This is a genomic window from Reyranella humidisoli (genome assembly GCF_019039055.1).
In the GTDB taxonomy this organism is placed as follows: domain Bacteria; phylum Pseudomonadota; class Alphaproteobacteria; order Reyranellales; family Reyranellaceae; genus Reyranella; species Reyranella humidisoli.
Map to the genome: position 1 here is coordinate 3,150,739 of NZ_JAHOPB010000001.1, position 18,821 is coordinate 3,169,559.

20 protein-coding genes and 1 pseudogene are annotated in these 18,821 nt (G+C 65.7%); 6 read left to right on the plus strand and 15 right to left on the minus strand.

From position 1 onward, the window contains the following. Positions 1-99 precede the first annotated feature (99 nt). Positions 100-1,716: an acyl-CoA carboxylase subunit beta gene (locus KQ910_RS15330; RefSeq protein ID WP_216961919.1), complete on the minus strand. Its 1,617-nt coding sequence runs from the start codon at positions 1,714-1,716 to the stop codon at positions 100-102. 7 nt (positions 1,717-1,723) lie between these two features. Next, on the minus strand, positions 1,724-2,587 hold the full coding sequence (locus KQ910_RS15335; RefSeq protein ID WP_216961921.1) for an SDR family oxidoreductase: 864 nt from the start codon (positions 2,585-2,587) through the stop codon (positions 1,724-1,726). Positions 2,588-2,683: 96 nt separating this feature from the next. On the opposite strand from KQ910_RS15335, the gene KQ910_RS15340 reads away from it, so the two are divergent. Next, positions 2,684-2,980: an SCP2 sterol-binding domain-containing protein gene (locus tag KQ910_RS15340; RefSeq protein WP_068196233.1), complete on the plus strand. Its 297-nt coding sequence runs from the start codon at positions 2,684-2,686 to the stop codon at positions 2,978-2,980. Positions 2,981-3,044: 64 nt separating this feature from the next. Here the strand turns inward: KQ910_RS15340 and KQ910_RS15345 are convergent. Both KQ910_RS15345 and KQ910_RS15350 read right to left on the minus strand, forming a co-directional pair. Next, positions 3,045-3,266, minus strand: a pseudogene (locus tag KQ910_RS15345) (hybrid sensor histidine kinase/response regulator); the annotation flags it as partial. Between the two features lie 100 nt (positions 3,267-3,366). Beyond that, complete coding sequence (locus KQ910_RS15350; protein ID WP_216961931.1) at positions 3,367-3,897, minus strand: CGNR zinc finger domain-containing protein; 531 nt, start codon at positions 3,895-3,897, stop codon at positions 3,367-3,369. A 94-nt stretch (positions 3,898-3,991) separates the two neighbouring features. Between KQ910_RS15350 and KQ910_RS15355 the strand changes: the two genes are divergently transcribed. Next, the gene (locus KQ910_RS15355) at positions 3,992-4,363 is read left to right on the plus strand and encodes a VOC family protein (protein ID WP_216961934.1); all 372 of its coding nucleotides are present in this window, start codon (positions 3,992-3,994) and stop codon (positions 4,361-4,363) included. A 71-nt stretch (positions 4,364-4,434) separates the two neighbouring features. Next, on the plus strand, positions 4,435-5,022 hold the full coding sequence (locus tag KQ910_RS15360) for a GNAT family N-acetyltransferase (RefSeq protein ID WP_216961936.1): 588 nt from the start codon (positions 4,435-4,437) through the stop codon (positions 5,020-5,022). 4 nt (positions 5,023-5,026) lie between these two features. Here KQ910_RS15360 and KQ910_RS15365 read toward each other — a convergent pair whose 3' ends face one another. From KQ910_RS15365 to KQ910_RS27355, 7 genes are all read right to left on the minus strand, one after another. Beyond that, a complete protein-coding gene (locus tag KQ910_RS15365; RefSeq protein WP_216961939.1) occupies positions 5,027-5,806 on the minus strand; it encodes an ABC transporter ATP-binding protein in 780 nt (259 codons plus the stop codon). Continuing rightward, entirely contained in the window at positions 5,799-6,659 is an 861-nt protein-coding gene (locus tag KQ910_RS15370) for an ABC transporter permease (protein ID WP_216961941.1), read from the minus strand. Before KQ910_RS15370 ends, KQ910_RS15365 begins: the two co-directional genes overlap by 8 nt. A 25-nt stretch (positions 6,660-6,684) precedes the next feature. Further along, positions 6,685-7,644 carry an ABC transporter substrate-binding protein gene (locus KQ910_RS15375; RefSeq protein ID WP_216961944.1) on the minus strand — a complete coding sequence of 320 codons (960 nt, stop codon included), beginning with the start codon at positions 7,642-7,644 and terminating at the stop codon, positions 6,685-6,687. A gap of 86 nt (positions 7,645-7,730) precedes the next feature. Then, positions 7,731-9,329: a gamma-glutamyltransferase gene (gene ggt, locus KQ910_RS15380; protein WP_216961949.1), complete on the minus strand. Its 1,599-nt coding sequence runs from the start codon at positions 9,327-9,329 to the stop codon at positions 7,731-7,733. 13 nt (positions 9,330-9,342) lie between these two features. Then, positions 9,343-9,927, minus strand: a complete 585-nt coding sequence (locus KQ910_RS15385) for a hypothetical protein (RefSeq protein WP_216961952.1) — start codon at positions 9,925-9,927, stop codon at positions 9,343-9,345. 137 nt (positions 9,928-10,064) lie between these two features. Continuing rightward, positions 10,065-11,789 carry a long-chain-fatty-acid--CoA ligase gene (locus KQ910_RS15390; protein WP_216961955.1) on the minus strand — a complete coding sequence of 575 codons (1,725 nt, stop codon included), beginning with the start codon at positions 11,787-11,789 and terminating at the stop codon, positions 10,065-10,067. Positions 11,790-11,837: 48 nt separating this feature from the next. Next, positions 11,838-12,608, minus strand: coding sequence for a GNAT family N-acetyltransferase (locus KQ910_RS27355; RefSeq protein WP_439653322.1), 771 nt, complete (start codon positions 12,606-12,608; stop codon positions 11,838-11,840). Between the two features lie 69 nt (positions 12,609-12,677). On the opposite strand from KQ910_RS27355, the gene KQ910_RS15400 reads away from it, so the two are divergent. Then, positions 12,678-13,463: a DUF2272 domain-containing protein gene (locus KQ910_RS15400; protein ID WP_216961961.1), complete on the plus strand. Its 786-nt coding sequence runs from the start codon at positions 12,678-12,680 to the stop codon at positions 13,461-13,463. 13 nt (positions 13,464-13,476) lie between these two features. On the opposite strand, the gene KQ910_RS15405 is transcribed toward KQ910_RS15400, so the two are convergent. Genes KQ910_RS15405 through KQ910_RS15420 form a run of 4 tightly spaced genes read right to left on the minus strand, consistent with a single transcriptional unit; the run spans position 13,477 to position 17,088 of the window. Then, entirely contained in the window at positions 13,477-15,081 is a 1,605-nt protein-coding gene (locus tag KQ910_RS15405) for a GMC family oxidoreductase (protein ID WP_216961964.1), read from the minus strand. A gap of 10 nt (positions 15,082-15,091) precedes the next feature. Then, complete coding sequence (locus tag KQ910_RS15410) at positions 15,092-15,835, minus strand: DUF2272 domain-containing protein (RefSeq protein WP_216961968.1); 744 nt, start codon at positions 15,833-15,835, stop codon at positions 15,092-15,094. 22 nt (positions 15,836-15,857) lie between these two features. Continuing rightward, positions 15,858-16,559: a VOC family protein gene (locus KQ910_RS15415; protein WP_369408348.1), complete on the minus strand. Its 702-nt coding sequence runs from the start codon at positions 16,557-16,559 to the stop codon at positions 15,858-15,860. A 4-nt stretch (positions 16,560-16,563) separates the two neighbouring features. Beyond that, complete coding sequence (locus KQ910_RS15420; protein WP_216961981.1) at positions 16,564-17,088, minus strand: gamma carbonic anhydrase family protein; 525 nt, start codon at positions 17,086-17,088, stop codon at positions 16,564-16,566. Positions 17,089-17,206: 118 nt separating this feature from the next. Here KQ910_RS15420 and KQ910_RS15425 point away from each other — a divergent pair, with 118 nt between their 5' ends. Both KQ910_RS15425 and KQ910_RS15430 read left to right on the plus strand, forming a co-directional pair. Beyond that, positions 17,207-18,286 carry a TIGR03032 family protein gene (locus KQ910_RS15425; protein WP_229600414.1) on the plus strand — a complete coding sequence of 360 codons (1,080 nt, stop codon included), beginning with the start codon at positions 17,207-17,209 and terminating at the stop codon, positions 18,284-18,286. Between the two features lie 89 nt (positions 18,287-18,375). Further along, positions 18,376-18,819 (plus strand): MerR family transcriptional regulator, encoded by a 444-nt coding sequence (locus KQ910_RS15430; RefSeq protein ID WP_229600415.1) that lies wholly within the window; start codon positions 18,376-18,378, stop codon positions 18,817-18,819. The last annotated feature ends 2 nt before the right edge of the window (positions 18,820-18,821 follow it).

Here is an 18,821-nt window from a genome sequence, read left to right on the forward strand (position 1 = left end):
CCGTGTCATCCCGAGCGCAGCGAGGGATCCTTGTCGGGCGGCGTTGGTAAGGATCCCTCGCTGCGCTCGGGATGACACGGATGCTGCTGCGCTCATCGCTTACATCCTCGCCACGCCGAAGGTGATGGGATTGAGCGGCCGCACCATCGATTCACGGGCGATCGAGAGCGTGAAGGCGAGGACTCTCCGCGTATCTCGCGGGTCGATGATGCCGTCGTCCCACAGATGGGCGGTGCCGTAGAGCGCCGTCGACTCGCGCTCGAACTGATCGACGATGCCCTTGAACATCTTGTCGATCTGCTCGTGAGGCGGCTCCTTGCCCTCGCGCAGGAACTTCTGCTCGGTCACGGTCTTCATGACGCCGGCCGCCTGCTCGCCGCCCATCACCGCGGTGCGGCTGTTGGGCCAGGCGAAGATGAAGCGCGGATCGTAGGCGCGGCCGCACATGCCGTAGTTGCCGGCGCCGAAGCTGCCGCCGATCACGATGGTGATCTGCGGCACGGTCGCGTTGGCCACCGCCTGGATCATCTTGGAGCCGTGCTTGACGATGCCGCCGCGCTCGCTCTCGGTGCCCACCATGTAGCCCGTCGTGTTCTGCAGGTAGACGATGGGCGTGCCCTGCTGGCAGCAGAGTTGGATGAACTGGGCGGCCTTCACGGCGCCCTTGGTGGTGATCGGGCCGTTATTGCCGATCAGCGCCACCGGTTCGCCCTCGATGGCGGCCCAGCCACAGATCGTCTGCTGGTCGAACAGCGCCTTGAATTCGAGGAAGTCCGAGCCGTCGACCAGGCGCGCGATCACCTCGCGCACGTCGTAGGGCTCCTTGTGCGACGGCGGGACGACGCCGCACAGATCCTCGACGTCGTAGAGCGGTTCCTTGAACGGCCGCGCCGCGCGCGACGGCAACTTGTCGTTCCAGTGCCACTTGGCGATCACGTCGCGGGCCATCCGGATGCCGTCGGCATCGTTCTCGGCCATCCATTCGGCGACGCCCGAGACGGTGGCGTGCATCTCCGCGCCACCCAGCTCTTCGTCGGTCGCGATCTCGCCGGTCGCGGCCTTCAGCAGCGGCGGCCCGGCCAGGAACACCTTGGCCTGGTTGCGCACCATGATGACGTAGTCGGAGAGGCCGGGCAGGTAGGCGCCGCCCGCCGTCGAGGAGCCGTGCACGACGGTGACCTGCGGGATGCCGCGCGCCGACATGCGAGCCTGGTTGGCGAAGCCGCGGCCGCCGGGCACGAAGATCTCGGCCTGGTAGAGGAGGTTGGCGCCGCCGGACTCGACCAGGTTCACGACCGGCAGTTTGTTCTCCATCACGATCTGCTGGACGCGCTGGCCCTTGCGCTGTCCGGAGGGGGCAACCGTGCCGCCCTTGATGGCGCTGTTCGAGGCCGAGACGACACAGCGCACGCCCTCAACGTACCCGATGCCCGCGACCGAGCCGCCACCGGCGCTCGACCCGTCCTTGTCGTCGTGCATGCGATAGCCGGCGAGCGGCATCAATTCGAGGAAAGGCGCGCCGCGATCGAGCAGCAGTGCGATGCGCTCGCGCGGCATCAACTGTTTGCGCTTGGCAAAGCGTTCGCGCGACTTCTCGGTCGCCGCCTGCACGCTCGCCTCGGCATCGCGGAACTCCGCGATGGCGGCCAGCATGCGTTCGCGGTTCTTCCTGAATTCGTCGCTGTTGCGATCGACCTGGCTTTCGAGGATGGGCATGTCGTTCTCAGCCGCCCAGCACTTTGGGTGTCTTGGCGAGATGGAAGCCGTTGAAGGCTTTCGACTTGTCGGTCGCCGGCAGGTCGACCGAGCGGTTGGCCAGCGGCACGCCGCCGTCGATGCGCAGTTCGGTCCCGGTCATGTAGGCCGAGGCATCGCTCAGCAGGAAGCAGACGGCGGCGGAGATCTCGCTCTCGGTGCCCAGCCGGCCCAGTGGGCAATAGCCCCTGAGCTTGGGGATCTGTTCCTTGAAGTCGCCGGTGTAGGTGTCCATGCCCGATGAGGCGATCCAGCCCGGCGCAACGGAGTTCACGCGCACGCCCGCCACGGCCCATTCGTAGGCCAGGGTCATGGTGAGATTGGCCATGCCGGCCCGCGCGGCGCCCGTATGCACCATGTTGGGGAAGCCGTTGCGATAGTCGGCCGTCATGTTGACGATGGAGCCGCCGTGGTTCTGCATCGATTGCGTGAAGACCTCGCGGCTCACGATGAAGCCGCCCGTCAGGTTGTTGCGCACCACGACGTCGAAACCCTTGGCGCTGAGCGAGGCGGCGGGCGAGGGGAACTGGCCGCCGGCATTGTTGAACAGGCCGTGGATGCGGCCGTTCCTCGCCACGATGGCGGCGACCGCTTCCTTGACCTGCGCTTCCTCGCGGATGTCGAAGATGTGCGTCTCGCAGGTGCCGCCGGCCGCTTCGATCTCGGCCTTCACCGTATCGAGCTTCTCCTGCCTGCGGCCGGTGATGACGGCGTGCGCCCCAAGCGCCGCGACCTCGTGCGCCGTGCAGCGCCCGATGCCGCTGCCGCCGCCGGTCACGACGATGGTCTGGCCTTCAAACAATCCCGGTTTGAAGACCGAGCGATACGTCATGTTCCCTCCGATGAATGGCCGTTTACCGGCCTATTTGACGTTTACGTAAAGGTCAAGTAAGCCCCCCAGACCATTGCCGACTGGAGGAACTCGTCCATGACCTTGCAGGAAATCACCGCGAAAATGAAGGAAGGCTCTTCGACCAAGTCGGCCTTCGGAAACAGCGTCAAGTTCGCCACCGATCAGGGTGTCGTTCACATCGACGGCAACCAGACCCCGCCCGACGTCACCAACGACGACAAGGCAGCGGACTGCACCATCAAGATGGATTTCAGCGACTTCGCCGACCTGATCGGCGGCAAGCTGGACGGCATGACCGCGTTCATGACCGGCAAGCTCAAGATCGAAGGCGACATGGGCGTCGCCATGAAGCTGCAGAGCATTTTGCGTTAAGCGCAAAGCGCTGTGCGACACTAACAAGGGCCCCTTCACGGGGCCCTTTCTCTGTCTGCGGTCAATAGTTGCTCAACGGGCCATGCGGTCGGTCGAAGAATTCGATGATGCAGAACCCTTCGTCGATTGATTCGAACAAGGTGCGGTAGCGTTCCTCGCTTTCCGCAAGCGCTTCCTCGGCTTCACGCAGACGTGCCGCGTGGCCGTCTCGCGCCTTGAGGCGAGCATTCTCGGCTTCGAGGGTCTTCAGTCGCTCGACGAGGTGGTGGACCTCCTCAGGTGTCACGAACTATCCACTGATAGGAGAAGCGACCATCGTCTCGTTCTTTGCGACCGGCGGGAGAGACCGCATCACAACGTCGGAATCATGACAATGTTTCGATAAGTCAGGCCTGCTTGCTCTTGTGATAGTGCCTCTTGGCCTTGGCGCGATTGCCGCACGACGACATGGTGCACCAGCGCCGCTTTCCGGCGCGGCTCTCGTCGAGGAACAGGTAGAGGCATTCGGGGTTGGCGCAGCGGCGCACTTTGGCCAGTTTCGCGCTGGCCAGCAGGTCGCCGGCCGACCACAGGACAGGGGCGAGCAGGGCCAGCGCCGTGCCTGTCCTCAGGTCGAGATCCCAGTCGTACCCGTCCTTTTCGCGCTTGAGCGCCGTGCGGGCGGGGGCGTTGGCGAGGGCCGCGTTCAGCTCCTCGAAATCCCGGCCTGCGGGCGTCTTTCCCTGGGCCACGGCATCGAACAGCCGATGGATCGTCTCGCGCAGAGCCAGCGCCTGTTCGAATTCCTTCTGGATAGGAGGCTTCGGTGCCTTGAGCCAGGCCGACAGGTCGGACGGCTCCTTCAGCGTTTCCGTAGGCGTTTCCTGCCCGCGCCAGTAGCGCGTGTTCGCAAACTCCAGACAGAGATCGGCATTCATCGACGGGACTTACTAACCGGTTGTCGGGTTGACAAGGCGGCCTCCCGATAATAACCATATAACCAGTTATATAGTTATTCAGAGGGAGATTGCCATGTTCGACCATGTTTCCATCGGCGTTGCGGACATTCCCCGCGCCCGGACGTTCTACGACGAGGCGCTCAAGCCGCTCGGCTACGCGCGCCTGAGCGACGGCGAGACCTCGTTGGGTTATGGCGAAAAGGAGGTCGGCCTGTGGATCGGCAAGGCTGCAAAGCCGGTGAAGGCCGACATGGAGTCGGGCCTGCATTTCTGTTTCGTGGCCCGGGATCGCAAGGCTGTTGATGCGTTCCATGCCGCCGCGCTCCGGAATGGCGGCAAGGACAACGGCAAGCCTGGCGTCCGCTCGGACTACAGCCCGACCTATTACGCGGCCTTCGTGATCGATCCCGACGGCTATCGGATCGAGGCCTACTGCGGGAAGTGACCGAATCGGGTTGCAAGGATCGCTATTGCTCCCGATGTTGAAGGGAACGATAGCGACCCTGCGAGGCTACGATGACCAACACTGTCCGGTCGGCGACTCTACCGGAGGAGGCAGCGGCGATCGCCACGCTGACGCTCGCCTTTGGCGCCGATCCGGCAACACGCTGGACCTGGCCGGATCCGCAAGCCTATCTCAACGCCTTTCCACGCTTTGCAAAAGCGTTCGGCGGCGCGGGCTTCGCGAAGGGCGGCGCCCATGTCGTGGGCGACCATGCCGGAACGGCCCTGTGGCTGCCGCCGGGCGTCGAGCCGGATGGGGCGGCGCTGGGCGAGTTGATGCGGACGACGGCATCGCCGGAGTCGATGAGCGACGGCATGCAGGTGATGCAGCAGATGGCGAGCCATCACCCGCGCGAGCCGCATTGGTACCTGCCATTGATCGGCATCGACCCGAAGCACCAAGGCAAAGGGCTGGGCAGCGCGCTGCTCGCTCATGCCACCGATATTTGCGATCGCGATGGCGTGCCGGCCTATCTCGAATCGTCGAATCCCAGAAACGTGCCGCTCTACCAGCGCCACGGTTTCGAGATCACGGGCGAGATCCAGCACGGCAGCTCGCCGACCATCGTGCCGATGCTGCGGCGGCCGCGGCGTCGCTGAAGGCTCAGGCCGCCTTCTTGCCGTGATGGCTGTGCAGCTTCGCGCTCAGCACGCGGCGGATGGCATTGAACTCCGGGCTCGCGACATCGCGGGGACGCTGGAGGTCGAGCGGGTTGTCGCTCTCGATTCGGCCGGGGCCCGGCGTCATCACGACCACCCGGTTGGCCAGCAGGATCGCCTCCTCGACCGCGTGCGTCACGAACACGACGGTGAGCTTGGTGCGTTCCCAGATGTCGAGAAGCTCGTCCTGCAGGCGCTCGCGCGTCATGGCGTCGAGGGCGCCGAAGGGCTCGTCCATCAGCACGAGTTCGGCATCGTTGGCCAGCACGCGCGCGATCGCCACCCGCTGCTTCATGCCGCCCGAGAGTTGATGCGGATAGGCGTTGGCGAATTTGGCGAGGCCAACCAGGTCGATGAACTTGTCGACGATCTGCTTCACCTCGGCGGCGCCGAGGCCGCGCGACGCCGGACCGAAGCCGATGTTGGCGCGCACGCTGAGCCACGGGAACAGCGCATAGTCCTGGAAGACCATGCCGCGCGACGGATCGGGTCCGGCGATCGGCTTGCCCCACATCAGCGCCTCTCCGGAGGAGGGCTGATCGAAGCCGGCCATGATGCGCAGCAGGGTGGACTTGCCGCAGCCCGAGGCGCCGATCAGGCAGATGAACTCGCCCTTGTTGATCGAGAGGTTGGCGCCCGAGAGCGCATGGATCGTCTGGTCCTGTAGCTGGAAGACCTTGGACACGCCCTTGATCTCGACGATGGGAGTGGCGGACTCAGCCATGATGGTTGGGACTCCAGCGCAGGAGGTAGTTGCCGAGCGCCACGACGACGCGGTCGGAGATGTAACCAGCGAGACCGATCACGATCATGCCGCAGATCACCAACTCGGTGCGCGACAGGGTGCGGCCATCCATGATCACGGCACCCAGTCCCTGCGGCACACCAGTCATCTCGCCGACGACGATGACGAACCAGGCGAGGCCGAGGCCGAGCCGCAGGCCGGTGAAGATCGACGGCGTCGCCGCCGGCAGCACCACCTTGTAGAACTGGGCATTGCCGCGGCAGCCCAGCATCGAGGCCGCCTCGAACAGCTTGGGGTCGACCGAGCGAACGCCGAAGATCGTGTTGAGAAGGATCGGGTAGAAGGCGCCCAGGCAGACCAAGGCGAAGGCCGACTTCGCGCCGAGGCCGAACAGGATCATCGACAGTGGCAGCCACGCCGTGACCGGGATCGGCCGCATCACCTGCAGGAAGGGATCGAGCACCATGCGTGCGGTCGGCACGCGGCCGATCAGGATGCCGATCGGCAGCGCGAACAGCGCGGCCAGCGCGAAGCCGCCATAGACGCGGCTCATCGAGGCGAGCAGATGCGTGGTCAGCGTCGCGGAGTAGGCGTCGTCGTAGATGCCGCCCACCGCGAAATCGATCATGTACTCGCCGACCGCATAGGGCGTCGGGATGAGCCTGGTCCATTGCTGAGTCGTGGCGACCTGCCAGAAGACCAGCAGGATCAGCGGCACGATCAGCGCCAGCACGATCGGCTTGAAGCGTGACCAGGTCGAGCGCGTTGCCGCGCGTGTTGGCCCGGCGGCCCCGGCCGCCGCCGGAGCCGATACTGTCTCGACGATCGCCATGCTGCGCTCCGCCGCTTGCCGTCGCCTAGCTGGCGATCTCGTTCGAGAACTTCGGATTGAGGAAGGTCTCGAACTTCGGCAGCGCGCGGATCTGCTTCAGCTCAAGCATGTGCTGGGCGTAGGTCTTGGCCTGGCCCTGTACCTTGTCGTCGAGCTTCCACACGTACTCGACGTTGTTGGCGCCGAGCACCTGCTCGACCGCGGCGCGGTTGGCGCCGAGCTTCTGCACCGTCATGTCGACCACGGCCGGCTTGTTGGCCGACATGAATTCGACGGCCTGGCGGTGGGTCTTCAGCATGGTCCGGATCATTTCCGGATTCTTCGCAACCGTCTCTTCGTTGGTGCCGATGATCATGTTGAGGCCGCCCATGGCCGTGCCATAGGGATACTCGACGAGCTGGCCGACGCCGGACGTGATGGAAAGGGCCGGGCCCGGTTCGGCGCCGACATAGGCGTCGATGTCGCCGCGCGACAGCATGGCGGGCATCTCGCCGAAGGGTACGCGGACCGAGGTGATGTCCTTCGGCGTGAGACCCTCCATGCGCATGCGCTCGAAGATGAAGACTTCCTGGGTCGAGCCCGGCCAGATGCCGACCTTCTTGCCCTTGAGATCCTTGACCGTCTTGACGTCGGAGCCGGCCTTGGAGATGACGCCCATGCCCTTGTTCGACATGGCGCCCACGACGACCACGGGCTCGCCGGCAGCGGCGCCCAGGATGCCCGCGGCGATGCCGAACGTGCCGAGGTCCACCGACTTGGTGACGACGGCGTTCTTGCAGTCGGTCGGGCTGTCGAAGGTGATGATCTCGATCTTGAGGCCGGCGGGCGCGAACTTCTCGTAGAAGTGGGGCGGCATCGAATGGACGAGGCGCAGAGCTCCCATCTTGACCGTCTGCCCGCTTTGCGCGCGCAGGATGGACGGCGCGGCCAGGGTTCCCACGGCAGCAAGGCTGGCCCCGGCCAGCAGACGACGACGATTGATCATGAAATGCCTCCCAAGCAGTACCCTCGGAAGGCAACAAGCGTGCCAATGTCGGCACGCTTGTTGTGGGCAAGACTTTCGGGCGGTCTCTAGAAGCCGACCGCCGCGCCGTCGCGACGGCTCTCGGAGGCGCCGAGATAGGCGCCGCCTTCCGGGAACCGCCAGATGATCTGGCTCGATCCGAAGTCGAAGCTGGGCATCTTCGTCCGCGTCAGGCGATGGCCGCGGCTTTCCAGCCCGTCGAGCGTGCCCTGCGGCATGTGCTCTTCCGTCCAGACCGTGCCGTCGGTCTCGTGCACGCGCCAGCGCGGGGCGTCGATCGCGGCCTGCGGGTTCTGCCCGTAGTCGACGATGCGGGAGAAGACCTGCATGTGACCCTGCGGCTGCATCGCGCCACCCATCAGGCCGAAGGTCGCCACCGGCCGGCCGTCCTTGGTGATGAAGGCCGGGATGATCGTGTGGAAGGGCCGCTTGTTCGGCCCGACCTCGTTGGGATGTCCCTTGGTCGTGACGAAGCCGGTGCCGCGGTTCTGCAACGCAATGCCGGTGCCCGGCACCACGATGCCGGAGCCGAAGCCCGTGTAGTTGGACTGGATCAGCGACACCATCATGCCCGAGGCGTCGGCGGTGCCGAGATAGATCGTGCCGCCGTCCTTGGGCGTGCCGGGGCCGAAGTCCTTCGCCTTCTTCGGATCGATCAGCTTGGCACGGCTCTTGAGATAGGCCTTGTCCAGCATCTGCGCCGGCGTCACTTCCATGAAGCGCGGGTCGGCGACGTAGCGGTAGATGTCGGCGAAGGCGAGCTTCATCGCCTCGATGCGGAGATGCGCGACCTCGGGACCGTCGCAGTCGAGCCCGGCCAGTTCGAAGTTCTCGAGGATGCCCAGCGCCATGCAGGCCGCGATGCCCTGGCCCGACGGCGGGATTTCGTGCAGCGTCGTGCCACGATAGGCGAGGCCGATCGGGTCGACCCAGTCAGGCTTGTGCGCCGCAAGGTCTTCCTTGCGCAATGCGCCGCCGGTCTCGCGGGCATATTTGTCCATCGCCTCGGCGAGTTCGCCCCGATAGAACGCCTCGCCCTTGCTCTCGGCGATCTTGGTCAGCGTCTTCGCCTGGTCGGGGAACTTCCACAGTTCGCCCGGCTGGGGCGCGCGGCCGTTCGGCAGGAACGCCTTCACCCAGCTTTCCTGGCCCTTGAGCCGGTCGATCGCGCGATGCCATTGGTGCGCCACCATGTAGGAGACGCGGAAGCCGTCATGGGCGTACTTGATTGCCGGTTCGAACAGGTCGGCGAAGGGCAGCTTTCCGTAGCGCTTGTGCAGTTCCATCCAGAGCGACACGGCGCCCGGCGTCGTTACGCTGCCCCAGCCGACATGGGGCATCTTGTCGAGGCCGGCATATTGGTCGGGCGTCATCAGCGCCGGCGAATGGCCGTGCGCGTTCAGGCCCACGAGCTGCTTGCCATCCCACAGGATGCAGAAGGCGTCGGCGCCGATGCCGTTCATCGTGGGCTCGACCACGGTGATGGCGGCCGCGCTCGCGATGGCCGCGTCGACCGCGTTGCCGCCCTTGGCCAGCATGCGCAGGCCGGCCGTGGAGGCGAGGTGCTGGGACGTGGAGACGACGTTCTCGGCGAAGACCGGCAGCTTCTTGGTCGAATAGGGAAAGTCGTACGTGAAAGACGGCACCTCGAAATCCTTTCTACTTCTTCGAGGCCTGGAGGGCCTCGATGCGCGCCACGAAGCGTGGCGTCTGCAGGAACTGGCGATGCTCCGCGGCGCTCTTGCCGAACAGGCGGGAGAGATCGAGCACACCGGAGCCCGCGATCTCGCCCATCCGCCCGGAGAGCGTCACGCGTTCGCCAAGCCGCAGGGTTTTTAGCGCCGCAACGGCCGCCTCGGAAAGGCCCGGCGGGGGAGCGGCACGCGATCGTGTGGAGAAAAAGTCGGTGACGGTGCCGGCGAAGGCCAGCGCCCAGTCGTTGAATGCGTAGAGCGAAACCTGGCGGCCGATGTCGATCGTCACCGCCGCGGTCTGGGCGTTGCCCTCGATCCTGGTCAGCGTGCCGCACCAGTCCTCGAAGGCGCCGACCTTGCCGGCCAGCGCGATGCTCTGGCGCGCGGCTTCCTCGACCCTGAGCGGGTTGTTGGAGGCGAGGGCGGGCTTGGCCATTTCCTGCAGCCCGTCGAGAAACACCTTCTGCGCCGGATTGCGCTCGTGGCACGGCCGGTCGAAGCAGCCGGTCAGCACGAGGCCCGCGCCGCCGAGCAGGAAGTTTCTGCGCAACGCGTCCTCTCCGCCCGCGCCAGAGGGGGGAGAGGAAGGGGCCCCGCGCGTCAGCGCGGGGGAGGTGAGGTGGGTCATGCGCCGCGTCACCCCCTCACCTTACCTCTCCCCCATGGGGGAGAGGAACAAGAGAGCGATCACGCCGCCTTCGACTGCGCCTTGGCCCGCTCTTCTTCCTTGAGTTCCTTCTTGGAGAGCTTGCCGACCGGGGTCTTGGGCAACTCCGGGCGGATCTCCAGGGCAACCGGCATCTCGTGCTTGCCGATCTTGCCCTCGAGATGCTTCTTCAGTTCCTCGAAGGTGAGCGACGCGCCGGGCTTCAGCTTGACGAAGACCTTGGGCGCTTCCTGGCGATAGGGATCGGGGATGCCGATCACGATCACCTCGTCGACCGCCGGGTGCTCGTAGACCGCTTCCTCGATCATGCGCGGATAGACGTTGTAGCCGGAGGAGATGATGAGGTCCTTCGAACGGTCGACCAGGTAGAGCCAGCCGTCCTCGTCCATGTAGCCCATGTCGCCGGTACGCAGCCCCATCCAGTTGCTCGATGGATGGCGGAACAGGACCTTGTCGGTCTCTTCCTGCTTCTTCCAGTAACCCTTCATGACCTGCGGGCCGATGATGCAGACTTCGCCGACATGCTCCTTGCCGGGCGGCAGCACCTTGTCGCCGTCCTCCATGTCGCGGATCTCGATCACGGTCCCGGGCATCGGCACGCCGCACGAGCCGACGCGTCGGACGCTCTTGTCGACCGGGCAGATCGCGCCGGTCGGCGAAGTCTCGGTGAGGCCGTAGCCCTCGATCAGCGTGGCGCCGGTCAGCTTCTCGAAGCTCTGCTGCACTTCGACGGGCAGCGGGGCGCCACCCGACATGCAGATCTTGAGCGAGCTGAGGTCGAGGCCCTGCGCCTTGGGGTGCTTGTTGATCGCGGTGTAGAGCGTCGGCACACCTGGCAGGAAGGTCGGCTTCTTCTTCCCGAGGTCGTTGACGATCATGTCGATGTCGGGCCGCGGGTAGAGGATGAGCTGGTTGCCGTTGCGCACCGCGCCCAGCATGATTCCCGACAGCGCGTAGATGTGGAACAGCGGCAGCACGCACACGACTTTCTCGGTGCCCGGTGTCGTGTAGGGTACGGTCCACGCCTGGCCCTGGCTCATCGCCGCCATCACGCAGCCATGCGTCAGCATCGCGGCCTTCGGGAGCCCGGTCGTGCCGCCGGTGTATTGCAGCAGCGCCACCTCGTCCCACAGATTGTCGCTCGACGGCTTGTAGGCGAGGTACTTGCCGTCGTTGTTCAGGAGGTCCTTGAACGACATGTGCCAGTCGTCGCGCGGCCAGGTCGACAGCTCCTTCTTCTTGGCGATCGGGTAGAGCCAGCTCTTGGGCCACGGCAGGTAGTCGGCGATCGAGCCGACGATCAGCTTCTTGAGACGAGTCTTGCCGCGCATCGCGGCCATCTTGGGATAGAGCGCAGCGACGTCGAGCGTCACCAGCACGTCGGTCTCCGAATCGCCGATCTTGAATTCGAGTTCACGCGCCGCATCGAGCGGCGAATAGTTCACCACCCGGCCACCCGCCTTCAGCACGCCGAAGAAGGCGATGATGTAGTGGGGGGTATTGGGCAGGTAGAGGCCGACGTTCACGCCCGGTTTCACGCCCAGCTTCTGGAAGCCGGCGGCGGCCCGGTCGGATGCTTCCTTGTAGTCGCGGAACGTCATCACCTTGTCGAGGAAGTCGGTGAAGGGCCGGTCGCCGTACTTGGCGCAGCTTTCCTCGAAGCTCTGGTGGATCGTCATCCGGGGGACGTCGAGTTCCCACTTCACGCCCGGCGGATAGCTCTTCTCCCAAGGATAGTTCGACATTTTTAGGTTCCTCCCTGCATCGACTATGCGAGGGGGAACACGGGAGGGTCAAGAAGCCGGCGGTACGCGATACTCGTAGGCGTAGACCGTGCGGAAGCCCTGCGCCTCGTAGAGCGCCATGGCGGCTTGATTGGTCGCCACCACCTGCAGATAGGCGTGTCGCGCGCCCCGTTCCCAGGCCCAGGCATAGAGGCTCTCGGTGACCCGGCGTGCCAGACCCTGGCGACGTGCCTCGGGCATCACCAGCACGTCGAACAACCCCATGTGATCGCCCTCGACGGCGCCGATCGCCATGGCCATCGGCCGGTCGTCCCGCTGGACGAACGCGAATCCCACCGGCAGGGCGATCGCCTGCAGCATCTTCTGCATGGTCCCGCGATGCTCCGGTTTCACCGGACTGTGGATGGCGAAGGCCTCGATCCAGGCCGCGCTGGCTGCCGCGGAGATCGCAACGGCCGGATCGGCCCGGAAGCGGTCGTGGAGCGGACAAACCTGCAGCAGGCTGCGCTCGATGGTCTGGTAGCCCCGCTCGGCCAAGAGAGGCCCCACCTCCGGCGGGGCGAGGGGCGTCAGGCGCCAGGCGGGCACCTGCCTACGGTTACGATAGGGCGCTTCCAGGGCTTCGATATCAGTTGAGAAGTCTGGCCCTAATGCATTGATTGAATGCGCTCTTTTTGTATAACCGCCAGACAGGCGCAGCCGCCATCCGCCAATGTCCCGGCTTTCGAGGGCCGGCCAGCCCTTGAAGGCGAGGAGTTCCAGGCGCCGGATTTCATCCAGATTCTGAGGAACTTCATCCAATTTCTGAGGAGATGACATCGGGCGCGATCCGTGATAGGTTAATATCCAATAATAACAGTCATTTATTTTTGAAACTGTAAGTTACGCATGAAGTCCGACCCCCTCGATGTCGACTTTCGTGTTTGCTGGCAGCCGCTGCATCGTCCCACCTCCAGGATCGACGCGCGGTTGCCAGCAACCCTTCTTTTCGTCCTGCTTCTGGCCCTCGCGCTCGCCGGCTGCGGCGGCGCGCCAGGCGATACCGACCGGCCTCCCAGCGACAAGGTCGCCTACACGGCCTGGAAGGAATGGACCAAATTCGGCCGGGCGACCGTCGTCTATGGCGGGCAGGCCAACGGCTACACCAACCGTCACGGCATGACCGAGCGCAGCGAGCCGCTGTCGAGCCGGGTGGGTGAATACTGGGGCGCCTGCGGGCGCCCTCAGTGGAACGGCACCTCGGACAAGCCCTGGTCGGGCGCCTTCGTCACTTGGGTGATGGTCCAGTCGGGCTACAGCGCCTCGCAGTTCCCGCGCGACGGCCGCCACGGCAGCTACCTCTCGGCGCTCTACGATCGCGAGCGCGCCTCGCGCGGCGCGCCGTTCCTGCTGCACGCGCCGAATGAGTACTCGCCCAAGCCTGGTGACCTCGTCTGCTCCGGCTCGGCCGGGGCGACCTGGCGCTTCGCCGACCCGCGCACCGCCCATCGCCGCATCGACAATACCGCCGCCCATTGCGACATCGTCACCGACGTGCGCGGTGGCTACGTCCACGCGATCGGCGGCAACGTGAAGGACAGCGTGGCCATGAGCCTGTTCCCCGTCGACTCGCGCGGCCGCCTGATGAACGTCTCGGGCCGGCCCTGGCTTCTGGTCGTCGAAAAGCGCGGCTGAGGCCGAACCCGGCTCAGTTCGTCATTCCCGCCGCGTGCATGATCGCGGCGGTTCGCTCGGCCAACATGATGCTGGGGGCGTTGGTGTTGCCGCCGATCAGCGTCGGCATCACCGAGGCATCGACCACGCGCAGTCCTTCGACGCCGTGCACCAGCAGCTTGTCGTCGACCACGGCCATCGGATCGCTGGCCGGGCCCATCTTGCAGGTGCCGACCGGGTGATAGATCGTCTCGCACTTCGCGCGGATCCACTGCTCGATCTCGGCGTCGGTCTTCGCGGCCGCCCCCGGCGCCAGTTCGTCGGCACGATAGGGATCGAGGCCGGACTGGGCGAAGATGTCCCGCCCGATCTTTACGCCGGCGATCAGCGCATCGAGATCCTGCCGCTCGCTGAGATAGTTCGGATCGATCAGCGGATGTTCCTTGGGATCCTTGCTGCGCAGGCGGATCGTGCCCTTGCTCTCGGGCCGCAGGGTGCAGATGTGCAGGCTGTAGCCGTCCTTGTTCAGACGTGTGCGGCCATGGTCCATCACCAGCACCGGCAGGAAGTGGAGCTGGATGTCGGGGGCCGCCAGGCCCGGGCGTGTGCGCAGGAAGCCGCCGGACTCGGCGATGGGAGAAGTGCCGGGGCCCTTCTTGTTCACGACATACTGGTAGAGCGACGCCAGCTTGTTGGCGCGGTCGTAGGTGTCGCGCGTCTTGCAGAACTGCAGCAGTGCCGCGTCGACATGGTCCTGCAGGTTGCCGCCGACTCCGGGCAGGTCAAGGATCGGGCGGATTCCGATCGACGTCAGGTGATCGGCCGGACCGATGCCCGACAGCATCATGAGCTGCGGCGAGTTGATGGCGCCGCCGCACAGGATGATCTCTCGCGTGACGCGGGCCACCTCGTCGCGGCCGTTCAGCGTGTAGCGCACGCCCATGGCGCGGTTCTGGTCGAAGATGATGCGCTCGACGAGCGCGCCGGTGATGACCTCGAGATGGGCGCCGCTGTTGGCGACCGCCGGCCGGAGATAGGCGCTGGCCGTGCTCCAGCGCTGCTTGTTCTTCTGCGTGACCTGATACATCCCGACGCCATCCTGTTCGGCGCCGTTGAAGTCCTTGGTGCGCTTGTGCCCGGCCTCCTCGGCCGCCTTCAGGAAGGCCTCGTTCAGCTTGCAGGGGTCGACCTGGTCGGCGACGTTCAGCGGCCCGCCGGTGCCGTGGAAGGCATCGGCGCCGCGTTCGTTGTTCTCCGCCTTCTTGAAGTAAGGAAGCACATCCTCATAGGACCAGCCCTCGTTGCCGAGCTGGCGCCAGTGGTCGTAGTCCGAGGCATGGCCCCGGATGTAGAGCATGGCGTTGATCGACGAGGAGCCGCCCAGGGTCTTGCCGCGCGGCCAGTACATGCGCCGGTCGTTGCAATGCTTCTGCGGCGTCGTCTCGTAGTGCCAGTTGAACGGGTTCTTCTCGCCCAGCGACGCGAAGCCGGCGGGCATCTTCAGCAGGAACGACTTGTCGGGACCACCGGCCTCCAGCACCAGGATGCGCAGCTTGGGCCGTTCCCAGGCGAGTCGGGCGGCCAGTGCGCAACCGGCCGAGCCGGCGCCGACGATGATGTAATCGTAGAGCGAAGACATGGTCCTTCCTTCAGGGCAGCCTGTTCTCGATGACGGCGAAGAACGGTCGGCCGGATAAGGGCGACAAAAACCCGTTCCCGTCCAGTGGAAAGACGCTCCGTGTGACGGAGTCGCCCACGTTGCCGCCGATGGCGAAGACCTGCCCGGGGCGGACGTCGACCACGATGTCGCAATGGCCGGCGCCGCGGTTGAGGTTCTGCAAGGTCGTGCCGCTGCCGTCGCGCGAGGAGCAGATGAGGTCCCCGACCTGCGGCGCACGTCCGGCCGGCGGATGCGGGATGAAGGCGGCGCCGGGGCTCTTCGCGCGCTCGACCATCCTCTCCACATAGATCGTGTGGCGCTGGTCCGGGCAGAACAGGTCGCGCGGCACGCCGGCGCTCTGGATGTCCCAGGAAATGAACGCGGCCGACCACGGCACGTCGTTGAGCCCGCTCAACTTGTTGCCGACGGAAGCCCAGTAGTCGGCGATGCGTTGCGGGGCCTCGCGTTCCTTGATGCCGAGCTGTTCGGTCTTGGCGGGGGCGTTGTCGGAATAGGTGATGACCTGCTTGCCGAAGCGGCCCCATTCGCCGACCGCAAGCAGGACCATCGAGGTCCTGGCGCTGGCGGTAGGCGGGGGTGCCTCGGGCTTCCAGGACGACGCCGGGCAGGGCCCGAGCGGCGGCAGGTCCTTCGCCTGCACGACAGGCTTGCCAGCCGGCGCCTGCGTGCAACCGGCGAGAACGAGAAAGGCTATCGTGACGAGGATGCGCATGCTGCTGTCTATCGGCGCTGCGTCACCAGCGCCCGACTCCGCCAATCAGGATTGTCGGCACGCCCTCGGTGCCGTTCTTCACGGTGCAGACCTGGCTGCCGGGGCGGCGTCCGTCGCGCGGCTCGGAAACGTCCAGGCCGGCTTTCGTGAGCCGCGCATGGGCGGCCGCGATGTCGGGAACGCGCCAGGACAAGCCCCAGAGATGGTCGGGCCCGTCGGACACGCCTTTCTTGAGGTCGTGCGCGATCTCGACCACGAGGTCGCCGCAGCGGAAGAACAGCAGGCGGGCGCCCCACTTGGGTTTGCTGCGGTCGAGCCGCAGGTCGAGGCCCAGGCGGCCGCCATAGAAGGCGACGGCGCGCTCGGGGTTGGGCGTGCGCACCACGACATGATCGAGGCTGGCCACGGCGGCGGCTTCGACGGTCTCGAGGGGAGAGGGGACGTCATTGCCCATCGTGCAAAGACCGATCGCAACACCGTTGCCGGTGAGGGCGACACCTTGGTCCGTGCGCGTCGCCTCCACCGCGCGGCGCTCGAGCAGCGCGGCTTCCTTGTCGAGATCGGCCGTCGCGAAAACCATCGAGCGCAGGCCCGACACTCCATTCTCGAAGCGCAGCCCGACATTGCCGGTACGCAGCCGGCCGTCGGTTGCGCTTCGTCCCAGCAGCGTCTCGTAGGCGGCGACCGAGCCGCCGATGACGAGATGGTCGAGGGAGGCCAGCACGGCGTCAGCCGATGCGCTTCAAGTTCGTCTTGTAGTCCTGGCTGCGCTTCACGTAGCTCTCCGCGCTCATGGAGAGCCGCGAGGCGTTCTCCTCGCTCAGTTCGCGCACGACCTTTGCCGGAGCGCCAAGGATCATCGACCGGTCGGGGAAGCTCTTGCCCTCGGTCACGACGGAGCCGGCACCGACCAGGCAATCCTTGCCGATCACCGAACGGTTGAGCACGACCGACTGGATGCCGATCAGCGAGCCGTCGCCGATCGTGCAGCCGTGCAGCATCACCTGATGGCCTACCGTTACGTTCCTTCCGATGGTGAGCGGTGCGCCGGGATCGGTGTGCAGGACGCTCAACTCCTGGATGTTGCTGTCGTCGCCGATCACGATCGGCTCGTTGTCGCCGCGCAGGACGGCGCCGGGCCAGATGCTCACGCGCTCGCCGAGGATCACCGAGCCGATAATGGTGGCCTCCTCGGCGATGTAGCAGGAAGCCGGAATCACCGGCACGCGGTCGTTGAGCTGGTAGATGGCCATCTTGGTATCCTTCTGGCTGCGCGGAGCGTTGTCTTCTTGCCATTCGGCATGCCACCTTGAACTGGTCAATTCAATAGCGCGGCGAACGGTCGGGCGGGGCGCGGAGCAAGCAATCATCATGAGTCCGACGGACGAAACCGGCACGGCGCCGCGGATCGAGGAGACCGAGAAGCCTGCTTTCGTAGTCACCGGCTCGCGCCAGTTCGCGAGCTGGCTGGCGGAGAGCACGAGCAGCCTCGCAATCTCGACCTACCAGAGCAGCAAGGTCATCCTGATCGGGACCAACAAGCAGACAGGCCGGCTGTCGGTGTTCGAGCGAACGATCGAGCGGCCGATGGGCATGGCCTTCCACGATTCGCGCCTGGCCGTCGCGTCGATGATCCAGATCACCAGCTTCGTCGATGCCGCGCGCGGCACGCCGGGCGCGGCCGGCTACGACGCGCTGTTCGTGCCGCAGTCCGCGACCTACACCGCCGATCTCGACATTCACGACGTCGCCTACGGCGCCGAGGGCGAGCTCGTCTTCGTGAACACCCTGTTCTCCTGTCTGGCGACGGCCAGCGAGACACACAGCTTCAAGCCGTTGTGGAAGCCGTCGTTCGTTTCGCGCCTCGCGCCGGAGGATCGCTGCCATCTGAACGGGCTGGCGATGCGCGACGGAAAGCCTGCCTATGTCACCTGTGTCGCCGAGACCGACGTGGCCGATGGCTGGCGCGAGCATCGCAGCGGCGGCGGTGTAGTGATCGACGTCGCATCGGGCGAGATCGTCTGCCGCGGCCTCTCGATGCCGCACTCGCCGCGCCTGCACGAGGGCAGGCTCTGGGTGCTGAACTCGGGCGCCGGTGAGTTGGGCACGATCGACCTCGCCACAGGCCGCTTCGAGCCGCTGGCCTTCTGCCCGGGCTATCTGCGCGGCCTCGACTTCGTGGGACCTTATGCGCTTGTGGGCCTCTCCGAGCCGCGCGAGAACCGCACCTTCGCCGGCCTGCCGCTGCAGGACCGGCTTGCCGCCGCCAAGGTGGGCCCGCGCTGCGGCGTGTTCGTGATCGACACTCGGACCGGCGACGTGGCGCACTGGCTGCGCTTCGAGGGCGTGGTCAACGAACTCTACGACGTCGTCTCCCTGCCGGGCCTCGCCCGGCCGATGATGATCGGCTTCAAGAACGAGGAAATCCGCCGGACGGTGTCTATCGAGTAGCCTGCCGGCGCAGGGCGCACTTTACGTAATTTCCACTCACGTAAAGTCTGTTTGACGTTTACGTAAACGTCAACTACATGGTCTCCATCATGACCGTCGCCGCCATTCCTTCGGGCCAGATGCCTTCGCCGCGCGACCCGCAGCGCATCTACAGCATCGCCGAATTGTCGCGCGAGTTCGCGATCACCCCGCGCACGATCCGCTTCTACGAGGACGAGGGGCTGATCAAGCCGCGCCGCCAGGGCACGATGCGTCTCTACACGGCGGGAGATCGCACGCGGCTGAGTTGGATTCTGCGGGGCAAGCGGCTGGGTTTCTCGCTCGCCGAGATCCGCGAACTGCTCGACCTCTATCAGGTCGACCGCACCGGCATTCAGCAACTGCGCGAGCTGCTGCGCCGCAGCCAGCTCCACATCGTCGATCTCGAGCGCAAGCGCGCCGACCTCGACCAGCACATCGGCGAGTTCAGGCAAGTCGAAGCACAAGTGAGCGCCGAGCTGAAGCAGCGCGGCGTCGATCCCGAAAGCGATTAGAA